The organism is Nocardia sp. NPDC050630 (genome assembly GCF_044457245.1).
GTDB lineage: Bacteria > Actinomycetota > Actinomycetes > Mycobacteriales > Mycobacteriaceae > Nocardia.
The window spans coordinates 1-21,336 of the sequence record NZ_JBITGN010000025.1 but is presented as its reverse complement, the minus strand read 5'-3'; the positions used below and the strand labels follow the sequence as shown (position 1 = coordinate 21,336).

Below are 21,336 nucleotides of genomic sequence, written 5' to 3'. Positions count from 1 at the left end.
ATGAACGACATGCGGCGAACGGCGATGACGGTGCTGATGCTGGTGCTGTCGACGACGCTGCTGGGCGCGTCCGGCGCCAGCGCAGCCCCCGGCACCGGTGCCCCTGGCGCGTCGGCGCAGTCGGCGGGGTCGCTGCCGAAGGGGTTCCCCGACGATCTGAAGAATTTCGTCGGCGGCACCGACGAATTCCGTTCCGGCCCATGGTTTTCCGGGGAGTGCAAGGACCGTGGCGGCGATATGGGGGCCTATATCAACGCCACGATGGCCGTAGAAGACCGGTTGATCTACTGGTCGGCCAGCCCAGACGCGAAAAAGGCGTTGCTCCACAACGGGCTACTACATTCCCAAGGCACGATCAGTCCCACCACCCCGGTCGACCAATACGTCGACGAAGGCCTGGAGCCACCGTACGAGCTGCTGCCCAAGGTATTCCCCGCCGGGGACTCCGCGTACTCCATGCACACCGCATATTGCGCCGACGATCTCAAGCGGTGGTCCACCAGTGAATGGAACGCGTGGGGGTTCCAATGGGCGGGCTCCCCGGACAAACAATCCATGAACGACATCCGCAAGGCCTCCGGATTCGATCGCGTCCCCGCCGAGGCATGGACGTCCCCCTGCGGGGGCCAGGTGCCGAGCAATTACTGCATACACGCATTCTTTGTCGATTGCGATCAGGCCAATCCCTCACCAGATGATCTGCGTCGCTGCATCGCGTGGAATCGTTCGGTCGGGCAACTGTTCACCGGGACCGCGCAATGGTTGCAAGCCAACACATCGTTCTCCGACCGGCTGCGCGAAGCGATCGAGGCCACCCCGCAATTCCGGGTCGACGCCGCATACACCCGCGCCTTCGCATGGTTTTGGGGAACCGCGGTCCCCAACGTCGCGAAATTCGTCGCCGACCCGCAGTCGGTCATCGACGACTGGGCTGATGCGTCCAAGCAAGGCGCGGTGGATCTGGCCTCCAAGGTCCTGACCGGGTTGGCCGATGTCGGCGGGTTCGACCCCAGCGCCGCATGGTTTCTGCGCTGGTATGCACTCTCGACCGGAATCGGAGTCGTCGTCATGGGGTTGATGACGATCCTGGCGCTGTGGCGAGCCTCGGCCAAGGGCGAGACGATCAAGACGATCGCCGGAGACTTGCTCGGGTACGCACCAGCCGGAGTGGTTTTGATGGTGTTCGCGCCGATGCTGGCGCAGATGCTGGTGGAACTGTCGAACGCGTTGTCGCAGGCCATCACTCGCACGTCCGGACCCGATATGGGTCAGATGATCACCAACATCGAGCATTTCACCGGTGAACTGACCGCCCCAGCCATTCCCGGTGGCGTCATCGTGGGACTGATCTTGTTCCTGCTGTTGATCGCCGGTGCGCTCGGTGTGTTCTTCGGATTGCTGATGCACGCCAACGCACTGCCGGTGCTCGCGGTCGCCGCGGGCATCGGGTTCGGCATGTGGGTGCACCCTAAATGGAGACCGAAGGCGCTGCGGCCGGTGCTGGTCTTCATCGGCATCGTGTTCTCCAAACCGCTGCTGTTTCTGCTGCTCGGGGTGGAAAGCGGGCTGATCAACGCTGAGCTCACCGGCCAGTCCACTCTCGAATCCGACACCGGAAACCTCGGCAAACTCGCCATGATCGTGGCGTCGTTCATCGTTGTCGGACTGGCACCGTGGAGCCTGCTCAAGTACGCGCCGCTGTTGCCAACCCGTTCGGACACATCCGGTTTCGGCGCCCACTCCGGATCGCTGCTGGCGGGCACCCTCGGTGGGGTCGCCAGCAGCCGCCTGTTCTACGGCGCAGGTCGTGGTGGATATCGCGACCGCAGTCCCCGCGGCGGCTCCGAATCCAGCAACGGCCGTGGAGGCGGTGGTGATCCAGGCCCGAAATGGCGCACCGCCGGCCGCGGCGACGGCCGTAGCGCCACCGAAGCCCGGTTCGGAGACATGCTCAACCGCCGCACGCGGGCAGGGCGCGGCGGCGGCGCGGCGACGGTGGCGAAAAAGGATGGTGCCGGTGTGGCTTTGGGACGCGGCTTGCTGCGCGGCGCAGGTTCAGCCGCCTCCGGTGCGGCGGCGCTGGCCGTGCCGGTGGCGGCGCAGGCATCGGCGGCGGCACTGAACAAGGCGCGTGCTGCGGCGGAATCAGGTCCCGGAGAAGCGGAGCAGCAGCAATGATCGAGCAGAGAAGCTACATCCTCGGTGGAGAGATCGCGCGCCGATCATGGCTGGGACTGTCCCAACCGGTGATGGCGACGTGGGCGATCGCGATCCTGAGCGCGATCGCGCTGTACATGCTTGCCGGTACCTCGATCTGGACCATCGGCGCAATCATCGTCGGGTTGATCGTCGTGGTCGCGGCGACCATGGAGTGGAACGGGCAGCGCTCCTGGGCATCGCTGCAGCTGCACACCGTGCGCACCTGGGACCGGCGCCGTCGCGGTGAGCACATCTACCGCCATCGCAGCGACCCAGCGTTCGCCAACCCGGACCTGGATCCGGGCTGGGAGCTGCCGCCACCGCTGGGCAATGCCAGGCCGGTCGACGTTTCGGGCACCGGCCTGGATGACATGTTCATCATCCGACACGCCAATCCCGGTGAGCGCACCTATTTTTCGGTTGTTCTCGCCGTTGACGGCGTCGCCAGCGGGCTGCGTGGCGACGCCGCCTACGCCGCCACATCCTCAGCGTTCGGATCGTTCCTGGCGAACATGGCAAAGTCGAGTTCGTTCGTGCGCGGTATCCAGCTCGTTCACCGATCGGTGCCCGCCGATATGACCCCGCACGAACGGTGGGCCGAAGCCCAGGTCGCCACCCTCAGCGACGAACGACTCCTGCCCGCCGTGCAGAGCTACGGGGCGTTGTTGGATGTGCTGACTCCGCTGGCTGAGGAACACCGCGCCTACATCTGTCTCAAGTTCCCCCAAACCGAGACGTTCATGGCCGAGACCGCGCGTGTCGCCAGATCCAAAAAGGCGTCGATCCACGGCGGTATCGCCCAGGTCGTGCGCGACGAAACCGAACGCACCGCAAGGCTTTTGGCGATGGCGGGAATGGGTGCGGTCGAGGTGTACGGCGAGCGGCGAGCCTGCGCGGTGTTCCGGGCCTGCATCGATCCCGACCTCAAACTCGCCCGCCACCGCGACGCGGTCTGGGACTCCTGCTGGCCCAGCTATGTCGGCGGCCGCGACTCGGTAGCGATCACACCCGATCGGCGGTGGCGAACCCGCGTCGGGTTCATCCCGCCGCGCGCGATCGAACCGGTGCCACTGGGGCCACTGTGGCTGGCGCCGCTGCTGACCGGGGTCGACGCCGACCCTGGGGACGAGGACACCGCACCGATGCCCACGATCAGAACTATCAGCGTGCGTATCGATTTCGTCCCCGCACCCAAAGCGCGAGCCGCTGCCCGCGGTGACTTCACCGCCGACGAAGCCCGCAAGGTCAAAGAGAGCCGGAAAGGGAAAATCGACGACGGCAGCAGCGACGTATTGCTGTCGGCATCCGACCGCCGAAGGCAAGACCTGATGCCCGGCTCCGGACACCACGGCGCGATCTATGCCGTAGCCGTCGCGGTCACCGGACGCGACAAAGAAGATCTGGAACGTGCCTGCTTGCGGGTCAGCGAAGCCGCCGGTGACTCCGCCATCGGCGAAATCGACTGGGCCGACGACGATCACGATATCGCCCTGTTCGCCACCCTCCCACTCGGGCGAGGCCTGGCCCCGACGTCCTACACCCGGTGACGGAAAAGGGGCGAGCACAACAATGACCGGCACCATCACCTCACCAGCACCGACCACCACCCCCGCGCCGCAACGCCGCAAACGCAGCCTCACCCGGCGCCTACTCGGGGTCGGCCTCCGCGGTGACACACCTGTCCGTACCCACGAATCAGAAAAAGCGACAGCGGGGCAGGAGGTTGCGCGACGGCCAACCCCGCGGCGACGCCGATGGCTGGACAAGCTCGGCTGGTACGAGCCGCGCCCAGAAGGGGCATGGACGACCACGCGCCAGGCCGAAGGTCTCAACCTGGCCACCAGCCGCCGCTCCGTCCGCCAGGAAGGTGTGGCGGCCGGGCTCAACAAGATCTCGCAGGAACTGGAAATCCTCGATCCGTTCGCCCTCTACGGCGAGGAGATCTCCGGGATCAATGTGTGCCTGATCGGTGATATCGGCCGCGGCAAGTCCGCATTGATCAAATCAGCATTCTGTCTGCGCCAGTTGGTCGCCGGCCGGCAGGCCGTCATCTTCGATAAGAAGCCACAAAGCGGGCGAGGGGAGTACACACCACTGGCCCGCGCTCTGGGAGCGGCCTCGATTCGATTCCAAACCGGCGGCGGTGGCGCCTGCGTCAACCTCCTCGATCCAGCAATCAGCACCGGCGGCGATCACTCCGGCGGCCTCGACGGTGTCGTCCCCGCCGGACAAGAAGCGCTCGTGCTCGCGGTACTCGAGGACAGCATGGGCCGATCCCTCGATGAACGCGAAAAAGCTGCCGTCGGTGCGGCTTTGGAAGTTGTCAACGCCGAGGCACGCACGCGGGGACGCGCGCCGGTGATTCGCGAGCTGGCGATGCGGCTGCTGGATCCTCGTCCCGGCGACGGCACCGTGTTCGGCGACCGGTGGGCCGAGCGGGCAGCCGAATGGGGACTCGAGCCCGGCCTGGCGCTGTTGCGGTTGGCCGACCGCGATCTCAAGGGGCTGGTCGACCAAGAGACCAGCCCCGAGGTGCGTGACGCGCTCGAAGACCACAGCCTGGTGCATTTCGACCTGTCCGCGTTGCCGACCGACGGACCCGCACTGCGGATCGTGATGACCGTCATCAATACCTGGCTGGCCAACCGGTTGGCGGCGCGCTCGTCACGGTTCCAACAGACCGTACTCATCGTCGAAGAGGGATGGCACGTCGCCCAAGGCTCGACCGGCGCGGTGTTCCAGGCGAATATGAAGCTCTCCCGCGGTCTGGGCATGGCCACCGTGAGCGCCTTCCACCACATCAGCGACCTACCCGAGAACTCACCGGCGCGCGCGTTGATGCAGGAAGCCAGCATCGTCGTCCTCTACGGCCAAGACCGCGAGGACGACGTCCGAGAGACCGTACGCATGTACCGGCTGCCGCCCGGCACCGAGGAAGCGCTGATGCGGCTGGGACGCGGCCACGCCCTGGTCAAGATCGGCAACCGCGATCCGTTTCTCCTCGAACACATCCGGTCCCCGCACGAAATCGTGCTCACCGACACCGATTCCGCCGTGAAAGGACAGCCAGCATGAGCAGATCACGCCGTTCAGGACGACTTATGCAACACCGTGCCCACATTCCGGACGCACACCGGCATCGAGGAAGCGCCCAGACGCCAGGAACACACGCACGCGCCGGTCGAGATCGGCAAACGCTGTGAAAAGGGACAGACAGCAAGAGCCGTTCAATCGCCCACGCGGGCGCAGCGGAGCACCCGCAGCCGGTCCCCCGGGCAGAGCGCGCGTCCGGGGCAGAGACACCAGACCCATCCGAAGGCGGGCGAGCGCCACGGATGTGGTCGTACTCGGTACTGCTGATCAGCGATATTCACCTGGGCGCTGCGACCCGCTCGTTCCGGGGCTTGATGTGCCTACACCGATCGAGGATGTGGCGAGTCTTGGTCCGGCGGACCGGATTCGGCGAGTAATCGCATTGCGTGAACAGTCGGATTCGATTCTGGCCGCCGCGCTCGACACCCATCTCGGTGATCGCCGTTTGGTGGCGAGGTGTGTGTTGTTCTCCGGCGGAAACGATTCGACGGTCCTCGCGCACATGGTTCGCCATCGGGTGACACATGCGATCCACTGCAACACGACTATCGGTGTCAAGGAAACCCACCAGTTCGTGCGCGACACCTGCACCGAGTGGGGTTTGCCGCTGATCGAGGAGTACCCGCCCCAGACCTACCGGCAGCTGGTGATCGAACGGGGCTTCCCGGGCCCGGCCATGCATCTGCTGATGTATCAGCGGTTGAAGGAACGCGGGCTGCGGCAGGCCAGGCGAAAGCTGGTCACCGACGGTCGCAAAGAGCGGGTTCTGTTCATCGCGGGACGACGCCGTCAAGAGTCCGCCAGACGCGCTGATATCCCTTTGTATGAGCGGGTCGATTCGGTTATTTGGGCCTCACCGCTGGCCAACTGGACCACATTGGACTTGAACACCTACCGGCAAGTCCACGGCGATGTTCCTCGGAACCCGGTAAGCGCAGCACTGCACATGTCTGGGGACTGCTTGTGCGGAGCTTTCGCGAAACCTGGCGAGCTGGAAGAGATTCGGTGGTGGTACCCCGACACCGGCGCCGAGCTCGACGACATTGCCGCAGCGGTGACTGCCGCTGGGCACCGTGCACCCTACAACCGATGGGGGCATGGCAGTGGTCGGCGGTCACGGTCTGGGCGGCTATGCGGCACTTGCGGTCTCACGCGGGTCGATCCGAGCGCGAAGGACACCGCATCAGCCCAGTCGCACCAATCGTCGTGCACCGCAGGACATGACGCGGCGAATGCCGATCCTCGACGTGTCCGCGCAGCAGATCATGGCGGCGCCCGGCCTCCTAGGAGGAGCCAGTGAGAGACCGAGATTCCCGCGAAGACATGCCGATCGCGCCTGTGCGCGAGCGATCTCTGCTCCCTGCGGGCATGGAGCTGTCCGTATTCCTCGGCGTAGTCGCGCTGGCAGGCATTCTCGGCGGCGGAGCCCTATCGGGTGTCCTGTCGGGGCACGGTATTCCCGCCCCCGGGTGGCACGGCATCGGCCACACGATCAGGGCACTGCTCGACAACCCCGCCGATCCGGCCGCTGCATGGCCGAGCGACCCACGACCGGGGCCAGCGTGGCTGACCTGGACGTGCATGATGCTGGTCGCTGTCGGCGTCGCCTCCGCAATGGCGATCCTGCGAGCCGAATACGATATGCGCCGCCGACACCGTCGCAAGCGCTCTGGGATGGCCACCGGCTCGGATCTGCGTCGCGCCGGCTTGGATGGGCGAAGCGCGGTCGACAAGGCCGTCAACGAGTTCCCCGAACTCGCCGACCGTAGCCAACTCCCGTTGCCAAAGCGGCTATCAGGCAGGTGGAGGCGATGAGCCCGCTGCCACGTTTCACCTCTCGGCGTCGGCTGGACCCCACGAGAATGGCGGTCGCTCTCGGGGCGCTGGTCGAGAACCCCCGTGAGATGGTCTATCTGCAGCATCGTGACGCCGTCCTGGTCGAAGGCCCTACCGGATCGGGCAAAACCTGGCGAATCGCCTACCAACTCGTCGATGGCGCACCAGGATTCGTGCTGGCCACGACCACCAAGAGTCGTGATGTCCTCGGTGCCACCATCGCCGACCGCGCCGACGTCGGCGCGGTGGCGGTCTTCGATCCCGAAGACCTCACCGGCTGGCCTGCACGGATCCGCTGGTCGGTCTTGGCGGGTTGCGAAGATCCCGACACCGCGATCCGGCGGGCAGCCGCGATGGCCAGGGCGATGCCGATGGAAGGAGCGCGGAACTCCGGCTACTTCGAGGCGAAGGCTGCCACTTTGCTGCGTTGCTATCTGCACGCCGGTGCCGTGGAGAAGATCCGCATTCGTGAGGTCCGCAAGTGGGTGTCCTCGCGCACGACCACCGTTGCGCGCGAGATCCTGGCCCGCACTCTGCCGGATTGGGCCGCAGAGCTCGAACAGATCCTCGACTCGGCCTCGGAATCCTCTGATGATGTCATCGCCGCAGCGGCAAGGCTTCTCGAACCACTCGCATCGCCGAAGCTCATGTCGGCTATCGATGTGCCCCAAGACGAATCCTTCGACATCGCGCCGTTTGTTCTCGATCCCACCCGGCGAAACACCCTCTACTTGGTGTCCAAAGGAACATCAGGATCGATGGCGCCCTTCGTTGCCGCGCTGGCCGCCGAGGTCCACCACATCGCTGACCGCGCGTCGCAGAAGCACCCCTCTGGGCGGCTCGATCCGCCCGTGCGGCTGGTCTTGGACGAGGTGAACAACGTCGCGCCGATCCCGGACCTGCCCGCGATCTTCTCCGATTCCGGCGGCCGCGGGATAACGACGTGGGCGTTCGCGCACAACCAACGACAGAACCAACAGCGGTGGGGCGACCATGGCGGATTGATGCTGGCCTACTCGGCACCGGCGCTGCTGATCCTGCCCGGGATGCGTGGTGACGAACTCGGCGAAATCTCGCGGCTCATCGGCAATCGCAAGGAATGGCGGGCCACCATCGGCCGCGGCAGCCCCGCCTACCAGCTGCACGATGAACCGGTGATGACCGCCGCCGAGCTGCGGGAAATGGACACCGACGAGGCGCTGCTGCTCTACCGCAACGCCCGCCCGATGAAAGTCCAGCTACCCACGGTGTGGCAGGTGCCGGAAACGAAGCGGCGCGTGGAGGCATCACTTCGCGAGTTCGACACCGTCATCACCTCCGGCCGCGTGCCAACGAAGTACCGACACGAACAATCCACCATCCTCAGCAAAGGCAAGCAATGACCAGCGCCGAAACATCGACTTCCGAAACCGGCAGCGCCGCAACCCAACTGGTGCCGTGCCGGTTCTCCTGGGACGAACTCGACTCACACGATGCACGAGACCTGTGGAAGGAACTGATCGAGTGGGTGAACTGGTTGCGCGCGACCTACCAAACCGACACCAAGATCAAGCCGTGCTGGTACCGGCATCGGCCTGCCCGTGAAGAGTTGACCGCGCTGATGGTCTCGCACAAGGCGGTCTATCGGACCGATCCAGAATCGGCGGAGACCTACCGCGAAGATCTGACCGCCTGGCACACCCAGTGGCTGCGTTCGAGCCTGGACGCATTGGCGAGGATGATGGCCGACTGCACCCGCGACGGCTGCGCCCACGTCAAACCGCAAGCCATAGTGGTCGACCCGGAGATGGATCAGTTCGTCACCGATGATGTCGGTCGACGCTCGAACACCGGCGCGCCGGCCTCCGGATCGGCGGTGGGGAGCCGATGACGGTGTCGGAAAAGATGGCCGCTCGCCTACGTCACGGACAAGCTCACTCGCATCCACTGACAGCCGATGACCGCCCATGTGTGGACTTCGGCGGGGTCGCATGGTCGGAAGACCTGGCAACCAAGACTTGGGCAGAGGGCGCGGACGGATAGATATCGATGACCACGCACGCGCTCACCTCACCTGTCGCGACAGCGGCAGGACGTGGCAGCGTGCGACCAGGCCGCGGACCCGACGATCCGCGCTGCGATGCGTACAGCCACCAGCGCATGCGCGCCGCCTGGTCGCGGTCCGCCACCCCGGCGGCCACCAGGAACTCCGTCGCGGCGTCCCCTCCGCCGTGGCGACCTGGTGGCCGCCGATCCCAATGCCCCTGTGCCACTACGACATCGGTGCCTTTCCTGCGAGACATTCGGCATTCGCTACCCGCGACTCCTCGTGCATCGATCACCAAGATTTATCGACACAGTCGAGCCCTTCAGCCGCTTCGACGGCCCCGCGGGCCGAACAAGGATTCTGGGCTGTCGTCGCGTCCAGACCCATCACCGCCAGCAGGCACGCCGCAACGCCGCAGCAATACACCAGCTCCTACACGCTCCGGTGTGCGAGGCCATCACCGATCTCGATCGGTACCGGGCGGCAGCCCAGCGAATCCGCTTCCTCGACAACGGAACTCCGCCGCCTGCGGCCGCCGCAGCGCGGTCGGCGGTGGCGGCTGTGTCGACTTGCACGTCGCTGGCCACGCGCCGAGTCCTACATCGACCCCGCCGCGCCTGCTGCTACTGCTCAGGACCTAGCCCCGGAAGGAACCCACGATGGCATCTGAAGCCGCCCCCTCGGCCACCCCCAGTAGTTCGCCAGGTGAACCCCGGCGCAGCCAAGCCGTGGGCTTGGTCCAGCGGCTCGCCTACCTGCTCGTCGCGCTGGCGATGAACCGCGCCGCCCGACAGATCCGCGAGCGACAAGAAGCCCTCAGCCGCATCCCCGACGGTGACGACGCCGCGTTGGCGCGCCACGCCGAGAAGGTCACCGCCCAGCGCGCAGCCGCCGAGACACGGCTTCGGGGGTTGAGTTTCGCTGCGCCGCGCGAATACATCGCCGCCGCGTTGGTCGACGCGCTGACCTGGAGTGACAGTTCACCGATCGCCGCGAAGGCTCTCGAAGACCTCGTGGAGTTCTATGACCGCGAATTCGGGCTCAAGATCAACCCCTCCGGGCGCACCCTCACCGTGGACCCCGACTACCCCGCCAGCGACATCCAGACCGCGATGGAAGACAACGCAACCTGGCTGCGCCAGCAATCAGCGGCCGCCGCGGTCACCACCCTGATCACCCTGTCCCCGCTACCGGCCCCCGTCCAATCCCAAGTCAACGAGCTCGTCACCGCCTGGTCGGGACCTCACATGGACTCCACCGCACTGACCCCGGCAGCGATCGCGCAACGCCGCGACGAGTTGGGAGCCCACCTCGAGAACACCCCACTCAGCGACCACGACCGCGCCGAAGCCCTGTTCCTGGTCGACTACCTCACCGCCCGCGTCGGCGACCAACACCACCACAGTGTCGACCTGCTCGACACAGCACCGGTATTCGTGCCGACCCCCGCGGCGCAACCCTCACCGAACCCCGCGACCGCTTCCTACGCAGCCGATCCGGCCACCACACCATCACCGACCAGCGGGCAGCCCGAACAGCCTGTGACGCAGGCTCCCTCAGCCTCGACCTCTGCGTCGCGATCAGATCCAGCAGCGGGGTCCTTCCCGAGCGAAGGCGGCGGAAGTCCCCAAGCAGCGCCCCGTGATGGGGGAGCGGGTCCGGATGCAACACTGCCCCAAGACAATTCGGGGCCTCCCACCCGACCGCCGGCCGCTGTAGCGGATTCCGCACGCGCCGACGCCCCCAACCCTGCCCAGCCACCGCGCCCGGATGCGGTCGATGAAGCCTCATCCGCGAGGGCGGATGCGGTGGGTGTGGATCGCGCGGAGTTGACCGGCCAGTTGCGCGAGTACCTCGCCAACATCAAGAAGCTGCACGGCATCGCCGACGCTCTCTGCGACGACCTGACGCTCACCATCACCGACGATATGCACCAGCTCACCGATGCGTTGCGCATCCAGCGTCACCAACTACTCGACCTCGCCGACCACGGTCCCGGGCTGGCGCCGATCGAACGCACGCAGATCCGCGCGGTCCTCTATGACATCGACACCGGCAAAACCGAACTGCCCACACTGCTGTGGGTGGAGGAAAGCTCCAAACGCAGCGCCGATGAATACCTGCACCGCGCCCGAGGACGCGAGATCGCCGCCACCGCGCTCGCCCGAGTCACCGAAACCCTCGACAATGCCAAGGTATTCGCCCCCACCGATCCACCGGAGATGGCCTGGCTGCCTTTTACTGTGCGCGCACCCCTGCAAACGATGCTCGACGCGTGTCGCGAAGAAACCGGACCCGTCGAGCAGCGCCGCGACCAGTACTTCAGTGCCGCCGACAAGCTGGGCCAACACCTGAGCGATCTAGGCGTCGACGAAGACACCCGCGACCGGATCGCGACATTCATTCACACCGATATGCCCAACCCGCGGTTCGCGCAACGGCCAGACCGCGTCGCGCGGCGGTTCACCGCGATGCTCGCAGACACCGGCGTGCTCATAACCCCCGACCACGAAGCCGTCACCGCCTCACTACAACAACTCAGCGAGATCATCGAAGCGGTCGCCGCCGGTACGGGCCGCCGCGACCGGCTGCTGCGCGACTATCAGGCCGCCATGGACACCCTCGGCCAGCACCTCGTCGCGGCCGGAGCTGAGCACCCCATCCGCTCCGAGATCCGCAGCACCATCGACAACCACGCCCGCGACGCGGCCGCGCACGCCGTCAAGGGCAGCGATCGCCGCGCACGCTGGGCCGAACGCGCCGTATCCGCCACCGAGCATCCGCGCACACAAGGCCCATCGCCCAACACCTCCGAGCACCCCTCGACCTCATCGGCGTCGGGATCGGACACGCGCACGACGCGGCAGCGCACCTACAACCGAGCCCAACGCAGCAAAAAGTTCTGGCAGCAGCACTTCCGCGTCCGGCCCGACACCAATCAACACACCCGGGCCTGAGCCGCGTCAGGCATCGTCAGCGAAGGACACCCTGTGACCGACATCCGCGCAGACCTACCGACATCGCCTGTGGCAGAAACGATCCTGCACCGGTGGTGCCCTCCGAGTCAGCGCGGCGGCCGCTACCGCGCGCTGCTGCAAACCCTCGACCCCACCTACACATGGGTGCAAACCGAGCACAGCGAGCGCTTCGCTACCACGTGGTTGGCGCGGCGCTGGCTGCAGCACCACAGCTGTCACGCCGGCGACCGTTCACCGAGCACACCGCGTCGCGCCACGATCGACGAAATGGATGGCGATCGCCTGGCGCGCCCGGGGATCTATGAGGCGTGCGGGCCAGCCCTCGATGTCGTGGCCACGTTGACGGTGCTGGCCGATGTCCGCCCCGATTGTTCTCCGGTCACCGGCCACTGCGGCACCGACGGGAAGGTCTTGTTCTCCCTCATCGAGGAATACGAATGGTGCCTCGCACAGCTGCGCAGCAACTCCGATCCCATTCTGTACCGCTATCGCGCGGTGCTGCGCAACGACATCGGTGCCGTGCTGGCCACGGGAGCGATCTCCACCGCTGCCCACGAACACGCCAGCATCCGGCTACACCGGGCCGACCTGACCCGCTTGATATGTGACGACGGCGCCTTTCGGGCGGTCATCGACCGCGTCACCACCGGGCACCCTGAATCTGTCCCGGTCCTGGCAACCGTGCGCCGCCTCGCCGATGAACGCTTCGCCAGTGCTCGCCATGCCCGCGAATACCTCATCCACACACTCGGTTCCGAAGCCACACCCGCCAACGGCGCCGACCCGGCCGCGCTGCATGCCGAGGTTATCGACACCCGCACCGACCCGCACGTCGCGGTGTATACGGTCACCGGCACCGCCACCTCGATCCAGGACGAACTCCTGGCTGTCACCGACTTCGACGGCACTTACCTACTGGGCATCCCCGAACTCGACGAACGACTGCTGACCGCGTTGGTCGCCGACTACCGCCACAGCGCCGCAACACTTCTCGACCTCGCCACGAGCCAAAACCCCATCGACCTCGGCACCGACCCGCACTGGCAGACCCGTCTGTACAGCCACCAGCAACGTCGCCGCGAAATCACCGCCATGCTCACCGAACCCAGCATTGCCGAGCACACCGGGATCGTCACCGCGCAACTCCTCGCCGCCGACGCCCCGCTAGGCATCCACCTTCGCGGGTCCTTCGCCGACACCGACCGACCCCCGTGAACCCGAACTAGCGCCGTGCGGGCACGCGGCGACCGCCACCACCAAAACAGCCCCCTACAGCCGTAGCTGATCACCGTCCCCTCTTCTCGGAAACAGGAGCAACCACATGGCAGAACCATCAACCCGCATCCACCGCTCGCTTCCCGCGCCCCTCGCACCGCCATCGACCGGGCGCTCCCCAACCCTGGCAAGGACGCCATCGTGACCGAGCCCTCCGCACCCGCGAACCAGTTCGGTCGCATCTCCCGGCGACCGATACCCAGCGATTCCGAAGTTCTGGATGCAGCTCGGCAAATACTGCGCGAATACCACGCCGACCCCGTTGACGTCTATGGTGATGTGGCGGTTCGCCGCGACCTCTACATCTTGGACCGGCTCGACGAAACCTTGCTGCCACTAGCGGATTCGCGTGCTTACGAACGCCACACCCTCGGGGTGCTGGTCGGGGATCGACGTCACGCGTTCGGTGAGTGGCTGCGCGAACTGCGCCTCACCGAAGCCATCTCACTGGCTGACCACATCGAGGGATTCACCACCGTCACGCCGTCGGAGGTCGAGACCTCCGTAGCGATCATCGCCAGTGTGCGCAAGCAGCGGTTCGAATCGACCGCGGAATTGGTGGATCGCTACCGGTATCTACGCGCCGCCGACGCTGAAATCCGCACCCGCATCCGGGTTGGCCTGACCCACCCCGACACCCCGCTGAACGGGCTTGCGCTGACACACGCCTACCAAGCCCTCGACCGAGCGTTCGTTTCCGGCGCGTCAGGGTTGAGTCGTTTCGAACAGCGATGTGTCCTGGATTGGGCGCGCACCGACCTCGACCTCACCGACCGCTCCGAGGCCGATCTGCTGGCGCTGCTGGACCCACCCGGCGACGGCCCGCACATCCCGATCCCGCGCTCGATCACCGGGGCTCAACTCGCCGATCAGGTCGATGAACTGCGGGTGTGGCGGCGACTGATGACCGACGAACCCCCATACCCCTATTCGGTCCGTTTCGCCGCAGGGACGCGACGGTCAGAGGCGACGTCTCGGGCCAGCGAGACCGAAACCCGGCACTGGCTCGCCGAGATGGCCGAACGATCGGGGCCCGACGAACTCGTGCACGCCACCGTCTTCCGGGTCGACCCAGCCACCGGAGAACAACGCCTGTGCACGCAGATCGAAGCGATGCCCGCCGCCGAATTCACCCGACACCTGCAACTGCTGGCCCACGCCGAGGCCGCGCCGGCTCCCACCGGCGACTACAGCACCGACAACCGACAGCTGCAGGACATGCTGTCGCAATACAGCCGGGCCACCGGTCAACTCAACGACCCACGACGCGCGTCGGTGGCATTCGAGACCATCATCCACCACGACAACCTGCGCCATCAGATCATCGAATTCGCCTACGCGGCAGGCCTTCCCCACGCCGATCGCCACATCAACGACATCGACGCGCGGCAACGCCTATTCCGCGAGCCCCGCGCCGAGGTGTCGTTCCTCGATCAACGCCTCACCCACCTCAACGAGCAACTCGATACCCTGCGCGCGGCCGGACGCGTCGATGTGACCCCACCGGAATCCAAGGACCTCCACTTCACCGCCGGGTCCTGGTCCGACGACGAGCTCGGACCGTGGTTCCTCACCGCATGGAGCGCCATACCCACCGACCTGAGCGACAACACCCGCTACTTCACCACCGTGGAAGAGCTCGTCGATCACTTCCCCGTCACACCCGCCGCAGCACAACAGCTCGCCGAGCTGGAATCCCAGCTCGCACACGCCCAAGCATTGGTCGATGTCACGCGCGCGCACCTCGACACGATCCGCCACGCCACCCCCGTCACCTCCAGCGCCACGGCAACCACCACGCCCACAACCACCGCCGGGAACAGCCCACCCCGCACCACGGCGCTGGACCGAGTCAGCCAGCCCGCACACAACGCCACCGCCCAGGCACCCGCACCACCACAACCGGCCGCGATCGCCTGGACCCCACAACAAAGGCGCGGCATCCGAGCAAGTCTGCCCACCAGAGCTCAGGGCCCGCGTCGCCTCGGGACCTGAAGTCGACTAACGAAATTGGATTGTCAGACAACATGATTCGACAAGGGAGGCACCCACGATGACGACACCCGCGTTTGCGTGCCGCGACACCGCGCACCCCGATGCAGGAACCGTCGCTCAGCCGGCGGAATTGGTCGAACGCGGCGATCGGACCGCCGTCCACCACGCCGCCTCCGATACCGCACTGGAGCAGCACGCTCTGATTCGCCCAGTCCAGCTTCACTATCCGATCGCACCGACCCCAGTGAGATTCGTGGCGATCAGGAGGCATCGCTGATGACCACACCCACACCCGCTGGGCCTGAACCTTCACCATCTGCCCCAACCTGGGCACCGAGCTCCGGGTTCGTCCTAGGGGATATGCGGATCGCCATCGACCAATATCAGCGCCTCCTTGCCGAATTCGCGGATCTGACCTCGGAATTCCATGCCCAGCTTCAACTCGACCTCGACGGGGCGTGGGCTCGGCTGGTCGAACTCGTGGCAACCGTGCCCGAGCAACGCGATGCCGTTGATGCGGTCATCGCCGAGATCATCGACGCGCCCGACACCGAGCATGACCCGCTGTATCGCTGGCCGAGCGTCGCCGACATCGCCGCGCGCACTCGCGCTGTCATCGACAGCCACGGTGATCCCGACATCACTCCACCCACACTCGATGACCTGGCGCGGCTGTATCAGCTGACCTGGGTCGTCCGCGACGAGACCGCACCGCAAGACCAGGACGCGCTCTTCCAACTCATCGTGGCCCAGCAACAACACATCCAGCGGTTCCTCGCCAGCCAGCCCACCATGGCAGGCCACGAGAAATATGGTCTGCTCCAACAGATCGATCGGCTACGTACCGATGCGGATGCGGTACTGCCCCAACGGTTGTCGAACTTCGAGGACTGGCGATACGGCTTGGACCCCTTCGACCTGACCGGGATACAGATGCCCGGTGATGTCAGTGTGCACGACAGCACTGACCCCAACACGCGCTACTTCGTCTACGCAGGACGAGCGGTTACCGTCGCCATCGAGGGCTGCGCCTACGAGGTTCGGGGCAATCCTCGCTGGGCATATCCCACCGCACCTACCTTCGCCGATGCCGCCCAGATCGCGCTCGGCAGGATCGCGGAATGGCGTGCCGCCGGACTCGGACTTCAACATCGTCGTGATGGCCTCTACCGCGCCGAGACCTACAACCGCGGGTGGCAGGGTGTGGACCGGATCGACGGCGATCTGCGCATCACACATGAGCTGTATCGCGCGGCCGTCGACCGCCTGGATAACCTCTCCCACATCGTCGCCCGCTGCGGGCTTGACGTCGACACCCTGCTGAGCCCAGCTGCCCACGCCGACACCAGCATCGGCATGCGAGCGCGCATCGACTCCATCGCAACCACACTGCGCGCCCGCGCCGACACTTTCGACTCCATCGTTGCCGCCCGCGCCGGCGCGGCGGTCGGCGACGACCAAATGGCTCACCGGCGCAGCAGCAACCTCACCCGCGACGCACGACGCCTGCGCCGCCTGGCCACACGCATCAGCAAAGGCCCGCAGCGCGTCGAACCTGGCGACTTCATCATCACCTTCCGCAACGCGATCAACAACTACGGCAGGGAAACCGCCATCCGCCGCGACCTCGAATCCGCGATGGAGCATGCACGAAACCATCACCCCTTCAACAACACCCGGGTGTACGTCGAGAAGGTCCTCAGCGTGCACTACGACGGACCTCGCATCGAAACCGTCCATATCTCACCCACCCGCACACCGCCAAAGTCCATCCGGCCCAGGCGAACACCACCGCGCCTGACCGATGCCTCCAGCCGGGCCGCCCGAAATGTGCTTCCACCGCAGCCCCGGGTCCGGAAGCCACGACTATGACTCGGGCCGGGCGCATCCCCGACCGCGAAATCGCTGCGGTGCGAGAGGGATCGTTGATCGACACCGTCATCGGCGCCTACGTCGAGCTGCGACCGGCCGGAGCTGACAGCCTCAAAGGGTTGTGCCCCTTCCACGTCGAAGAAACCCCGTCGTTCCACGTGCGCCCCGACCGTGGCCTGTTCCACTGCTTCGGTTGCGGACAAGGCGGCGACGTGTTCACTTTCCTGCAGAAAATTGAGCACCTCGACTTCCCCGACGCCGTCGCGTTGGCCGCACACCGCATCGGGCACCACCTGCGCTACGAAGGCGGCGGCGCCTCGGCCGCGGCGCGGCGCGGCACCCGCGAACGGCTTATCGCCGCCAACGCCGCCGCCGCCCAGTTCTACAAGACACGACTCAACACCGACACTGATGCCGCCGTCGCACGTGCCTACCTCATCGACCGCGACTTCGACGCTGGGATCGTCGACGCCTTCGGCTGCGGATTCGCACCCACCGCCTGGGACGCGCTCACCAAACATCTGCTCCAGCAAGGATTCTCGATCCAAGAACTGGAAGCCGCCGGACTGTCGCGGCCCGGGCGCCGCGGACCGATCGACCGGTTCCGCGCCAGGCTGCTCTGGCCGATCCGCAATGCCAGCGGTGAAGTCCTCGGCTTCGGCGCGCGGCGGCTGTTCGACGAGGACCGCGTCGAAGCCAAATACCTCAACACCCCCGAAACCGTGCTGTACAAGAAATCGCAGGTACTCTTCGGCATCGATCACGCCCGCCGCCCCATCGGCGACACCCACCAAGCCGTCGTCGTGGAGGGCTACACCGACGTGATGGCCATGCACGCAGCCGGAATCACCAACACCATCGCCGCGTGCGGCACCGCCTTCGGTGAACACCACCTCTATGCCCTGCGGCGGATGCTGCACGACGACAGTCCATGGCGCGCCGAAATCGTCTACTGCTTCGACGGAGACGCCGCCGGAATCAAAGCCGCCACACATGCCCTGACCCATGTGAAAGCCACACCTGGGCGATCCTCGGTCGCGATCGTTCCCGACAACCAAGACCCTTGCGAACTGCGCCAGCGGGACGGCGACGTGGGCTTGCACGATCTGCTCCAATCACGCACCGCCCTGGTCGGATACGTGCTGCGCGCCGCGATCACAGAACACGACATCGACACCGTCGAAGGCCGCATCGCAGCCATGCACCACGGCACCGCCCTGCTCAACGACCTCACGGATCCGGTCATCCGTGGCGAATACGCCCGTCAACTCGCACGATGGATCGGCATCGACCCCGACGCCGCGCTACAGCCCAACCACGCGTACGGCCACGAGACCACCGCGCCGACCAAGGACGCGCCCGACGGACGGGCCCACGCGCCCGGCGACAACCGGATTCGATGGCAGCGCACTGCAATACAAGCCGCCCTGCAGCATCCCGTGCTTGCCGCTCAACACGGATTTGACGACGTACCCGTCGGCGTATTCGATCACCCGCTCTACTCGCGGCTGTATCGAGCGATTGCCGATATCGGCGGTGTCCAGGCCGCGCCAGCCAACACCGCAATATGGCTCGACACCATCACCAAACAACTGGGCACCGACACCGCACCGGTCGCCGAACTGATCATCGAACCACTACCCATCCCAGGTGCCGAACCAGGCGCCTATCTGCGCGCCGTGTTCACCATAGTCACCGCCCAACACCTCGAAACGCACGCGGAAACACTACGCCGAGAACTGGACTCGGTCTCCGTGCTCGACAATCCCGACCGCATTCACGAGCTGATAGCGGCAATCCAGAAGACCGAGCAACGCCGACACGAACTATTAGCGGTGCGCACGGAGCCGTCACCTGCTTCACCTTCGACATCCACAACCGCGCCGAGATTTCAGATTGCCGCTGACAACGCCCGAACCGCGAGGCACCAACCAGCAACCGCCCGTACAAACCCGCGATTCAGAAGGCCGCGGCTCTGACCGAAATCGAAAGAGCGCCTTCAGAGATCGAGGTCAGCGTCTCTTCAGGTTCGGGCACCTCCGCACGCACGCCCGCTGCACCGTTGGTGGTATCGATCTTGTTGCGGCCCGCGCTGGTCACGGCGTTTGGGAACTGGACGGCGAATGAAACCTCCGCCCAGGGTGACAAGCTGTTTCGGAAAGCTCAGTAGGCCAATCTGTTTCGTCGATCCCTGGGGAATACCCGACACACCACCGAGGCCGTTGCGTTGACTATGCGCGGTCAGTAGGCTCGCGCGCATTCGGATTCACCCGAGGGGCGCCGCCCGGCAGGTGCCCTGGAGTGCCGCTTGATGTCTGCTGTGTCACCTGAGAGTCCTGTGTTTCCAATCAAGATCCGCCACTGCCGGAGGCAGGACCTTGGTTCAACCAGACGAATTCTGGTCGAGCTGAGGGCTTGCCCGCTCTGTCTCGGCTGGAGGCTAGGAGACGGAACGCAGTGGAATTCATCGTGGCTGCCACCCTTACGGCGATTGCCGCCGCATTTAAGCCTGCATCTGCCGCTGCATGGCGGACAGCCGTTTCGATCTACGCCTTGCGCGACTCGAAGCCGTTTGAGCGCCCGGCGATCATCCGCGAACTCGCCAGGCTTTTGGGCGTGGAGGTCTGTAGCCAAAGGGCAAGCGGTAGTACGCTGGGAATCTCTCGGGCCGAGAAGATCAAGGGGAGGCTCCGGCAGATGTCGAATGTAGTCCAGCAACGCAATTGCCCATCATGGTGTGCACGCCACCACGACCCCGACGAACCCGACGGCGGGCACTTCCACTTCGCGGAGGACGAAACTATCCGCGTCGCCGACCGCGCCAATCCCACACGTGTGGGGCTCGCCCGGTCAGATAGCCCGGCAGGGGAACAACTCACCACCATTGTCATGGACGTGGGGGACGGCGGCCACGAGATGACCGTCAGCGAGGCCGCCCAACTCGCTAGTCTGCTGCTCGCTCAGGTCGCCCGCGCTATCGGCAATTGACGTCGTCCTCTTGCCGGAGTTGGTCGCATTCCGCACATCAACGCGGCAAACCGGTGCGACCATGGATGTGTTGCGTAACCGATGTCGGGAGCTGGCGAAGGCGTAGCAGCGGCCGGACGCCAGTTTGTCCTTCCTTCTCTCTGGGATGACCCAGACTTCGGCGGGCCTCAGCACAACGAGCCGCTACTGCATCAAGCTCGCGTCAGGCTCGCCCGCGTCGGGAGCCGGAACGTGAGGCCATGCCCACGTGGCCGACAACAACCCACACAAACACCAGGCGCCCTGTTATCCGGCCGTTGGGTTGGTGCCCGGCCGCCGCAAAGGACCGCGAAGCGGCCGACATGCTACAGCAACTTCGCTGCTGTGACTTCGTACTGATTGTCGCGGTCTGTGGAGCTCGAGTTCTGGAAGCAGCGGACGTCCATCGGGACCGATGGACGCAGAGTTTGGGTGACCGATGGCTATGGCTCTGCGCACACCTAGCACTCGACTTCGACTTCCACACAACCTAGCCGCACCCATGCGTGTATCGACAAGCCCTGCAAGCGGTTGACTGACTACCCGCGCCCGATCTGCCGAAAGGGAAATAGCTCGCGGAGCGGGCGTAAAGGTCAAGCCACCGCGGAAGAACACGCGACTTTCGAAAGTGTCCTCAATTACTCGAAATGATTCACAAACGGATGAACCGCACTTGCGTTCAACATTGCCGACGAAGCGCCGTCACGAATCGGAGACAACTCGCACGAGCTGATCTACACTGCATGGGACCTCATTTCGACCGTCTCAAGCGCGCCTACAGGCACCTGGCCGTGTTTCTCGCGGCTACTGGTCCTTACCGGCGAGCCCACGACTCAGTTGCGGGAAAGCAAATCGTAGCTTCGTAGTAAGCAAGGCGAGGCAAGTCAGATACCAACCTAAGTCGCCAGGCCTGATCGAATCTTCGTCAAGTCCGAGCACTACGGAGGTAGCGATATGAGTATGGCCGGTCCCCGATGATGCGACCATCCGGTCTTTGAGTCCGGGGTCGATCGGTTTCAGTTGATCTCGCAGACCACGGGGTGATGGGTGTGGCTG

14 protein-coding genes are annotated in these 21,336 nt (G+C 65.5%); 13 read left to right on the top strand and 1 reads right to left on the bottom strand.

Annotated features, from left to right (window positions below; translation table 11 throughout):
• The 12 genes from ACIBG0_RS36840 to dnaG all read left to right on the top strand — a co-directional run bounded on the left by ACIBG0_RS36840 (position 1) and on the right by dnaG (position 19,253).
• Positions 1-2,178, top strand: coding sequence for a hypothetical protein (locus tag ACIBG0_RS36840; protein ID WP_397039310.1), 2,178 nt, complete (start codon positions 1-3; stop codon positions 2,176-2,178).
• Complete coding sequence (locus ACIBG0_RS36835; RefSeq protein WP_397039307.1) at positions 2,175-3,746, top strand: SCO6880 family protein; 1,572 nt, start codon at positions 2,175-2,177, stop codon at positions 3,744-3,746. The genes ACIBG0_RS36840 and ACIBG0_RS36835 overlap by 4 nt, the downstream gene beginning before the upstream one ends.
• A 22-nt stretch (positions 3,747-3,768) precedes the next feature.
• On the top strand, positions 3,769-5,274 hold the full coding sequence (locus ACIBG0_RS36830; protein ID WP_397039305.1) for an ATP/GTP-binding protein: 1,506 nt from the start codon (positions 3,769-3,771) through the stop codon (positions 5,272-5,274).
• A gap of 334 nt (positions 5,275-5,608) precedes the next feature.
• Complete coding sequence (locus ACIBG0_RS36825; RefSeq protein WP_397039302.1) at positions 5,609-6,592, top strand: phosphoadenosine phosphosulfate reductase family protein; 984 nt, start codon at positions 5,609-5,611, stop codon at positions 6,590-6,592.
• On the top strand, positions 6,589-7,107 hold the full coding sequence (locus ACIBG0_RS36820; protein WP_397039300.1) for a hypothetical protein: 519 nt from the start codon (positions 6,589-6,591) through the stop codon (positions 7,105-7,107). The genes ACIBG0_RS36825 and ACIBG0_RS36820 overlap by 4 nt, the downstream gene beginning before the upstream one ends.
• Positions 7,104-8,510, top strand: a complete 1,407-nt coding sequence (locus ACIBG0_RS36815) for a type IV secretory system conjugative DNA transfer family protein (protein WP_397039297.1) — start codon at positions 7,104-7,106, stop codon at positions 8,508-8,510. The genes ACIBG0_RS36820 and ACIBG0_RS36815 overlap by 4 nt, the downstream gene beginning before the upstream one ends.
• Entirely contained in the window at positions 8,507-8,998 is a 492-nt protein-coding gene (locus ACIBG0_RS36810) for a hypothetical protein (protein ID WP_397039294.1), read from the top strand. Before ACIBG0_RS36815 ends, ACIBG0_RS36810 begins: the two co-directional genes overlap by 4 nt.
• A gap of 815 nt (positions 8,999-9,813) precedes the next feature.
• Positions 9,814-12,111, top strand: a complete 2,298-nt coding sequence (locus ACIBG0_RS36805; protein WP_397039292.1) for a hypothetical protein — start codon at positions 9,814-9,816, stop codon at positions 12,109-12,111.
• A gap of 69 nt (positions 12,112-12,180) precedes the next feature.
• Complete coding sequence (locus tag ACIBG0_RS36800) at positions 12,181-13,347, top strand: hypothetical protein (protein ID WP_397039289.1); 1,167 nt, start codon at positions 12,181-12,183, stop codon at positions 13,345-13,347.
• A 201-nt stretch (positions 13,348-13,548) separates the two neighbouring features.
• Positions 13,549-15,402, top strand: a complete 1,854-nt coding sequence (locus ACIBG0_RS36795) for a hypothetical protein (protein WP_397039287.1) — start codon at positions 13,549-13,551, stop codon at positions 15,400-15,402.
• Positions 15,403-15,762: 360 nt separating this feature from the next.
• Positions 15,763-17,274, top strand: coding sequence for a hypothetical protein (locus tag ACIBG0_RS36790; protein ID WP_397039284.1), 1,512 nt, complete (start codon positions 15,763-15,765; stop codon positions 17,272-17,274).
• Positions 17,271-19,253 (top strand): DNA primase, encoded by a 1,983-nt coding sequence (gene dnaG, locus ACIBG0_RS36785; RefSeq protein ID WP_397039282.1) that lies wholly within the window; start codon positions 17,271-17,273, stop codon positions 19,251-19,253. The genes ACIBG0_RS36790 and dnaG overlap by 4 nt, the downstream gene beginning before the upstream one ends.
• Here the strand turns inward: dnaG and ACIBG0_RS36780 are convergent.
• Complete coding sequence (locus ACIBG0_RS36780) at positions 19,234-19,374, bottom strand: hypothetical protein (RefSeq protein WP_397039279.1); 141 nt, start codon at positions 19,372-19,374, stop codon at positions 19,234-19,236. The two genes, dnaG and ACIBG0_RS36780, sit on opposite strands and share 20 nt — an antisense overlap.
• 357 nt (positions 19,375-19,731) lie before the next feature.
• Between ACIBG0_RS36780 and ACIBG0_RS36775 the strand changes: the two genes are divergently transcribed.
• Positions 19,732-20,262 carry a DUF6907 domain-containing protein gene (locus ACIBG0_RS36775; RefSeq protein ID WP_397039276.1) on the top strand — a complete coding sequence of 177 codons (531 nt, stop codon included), beginning with the start codon at positions 19,732-19,734 and terminating at the stop codon, positions 20,260-20,262.
• Positions 20,263-21,336 lie beyond the last annotated feature (1,074 nt).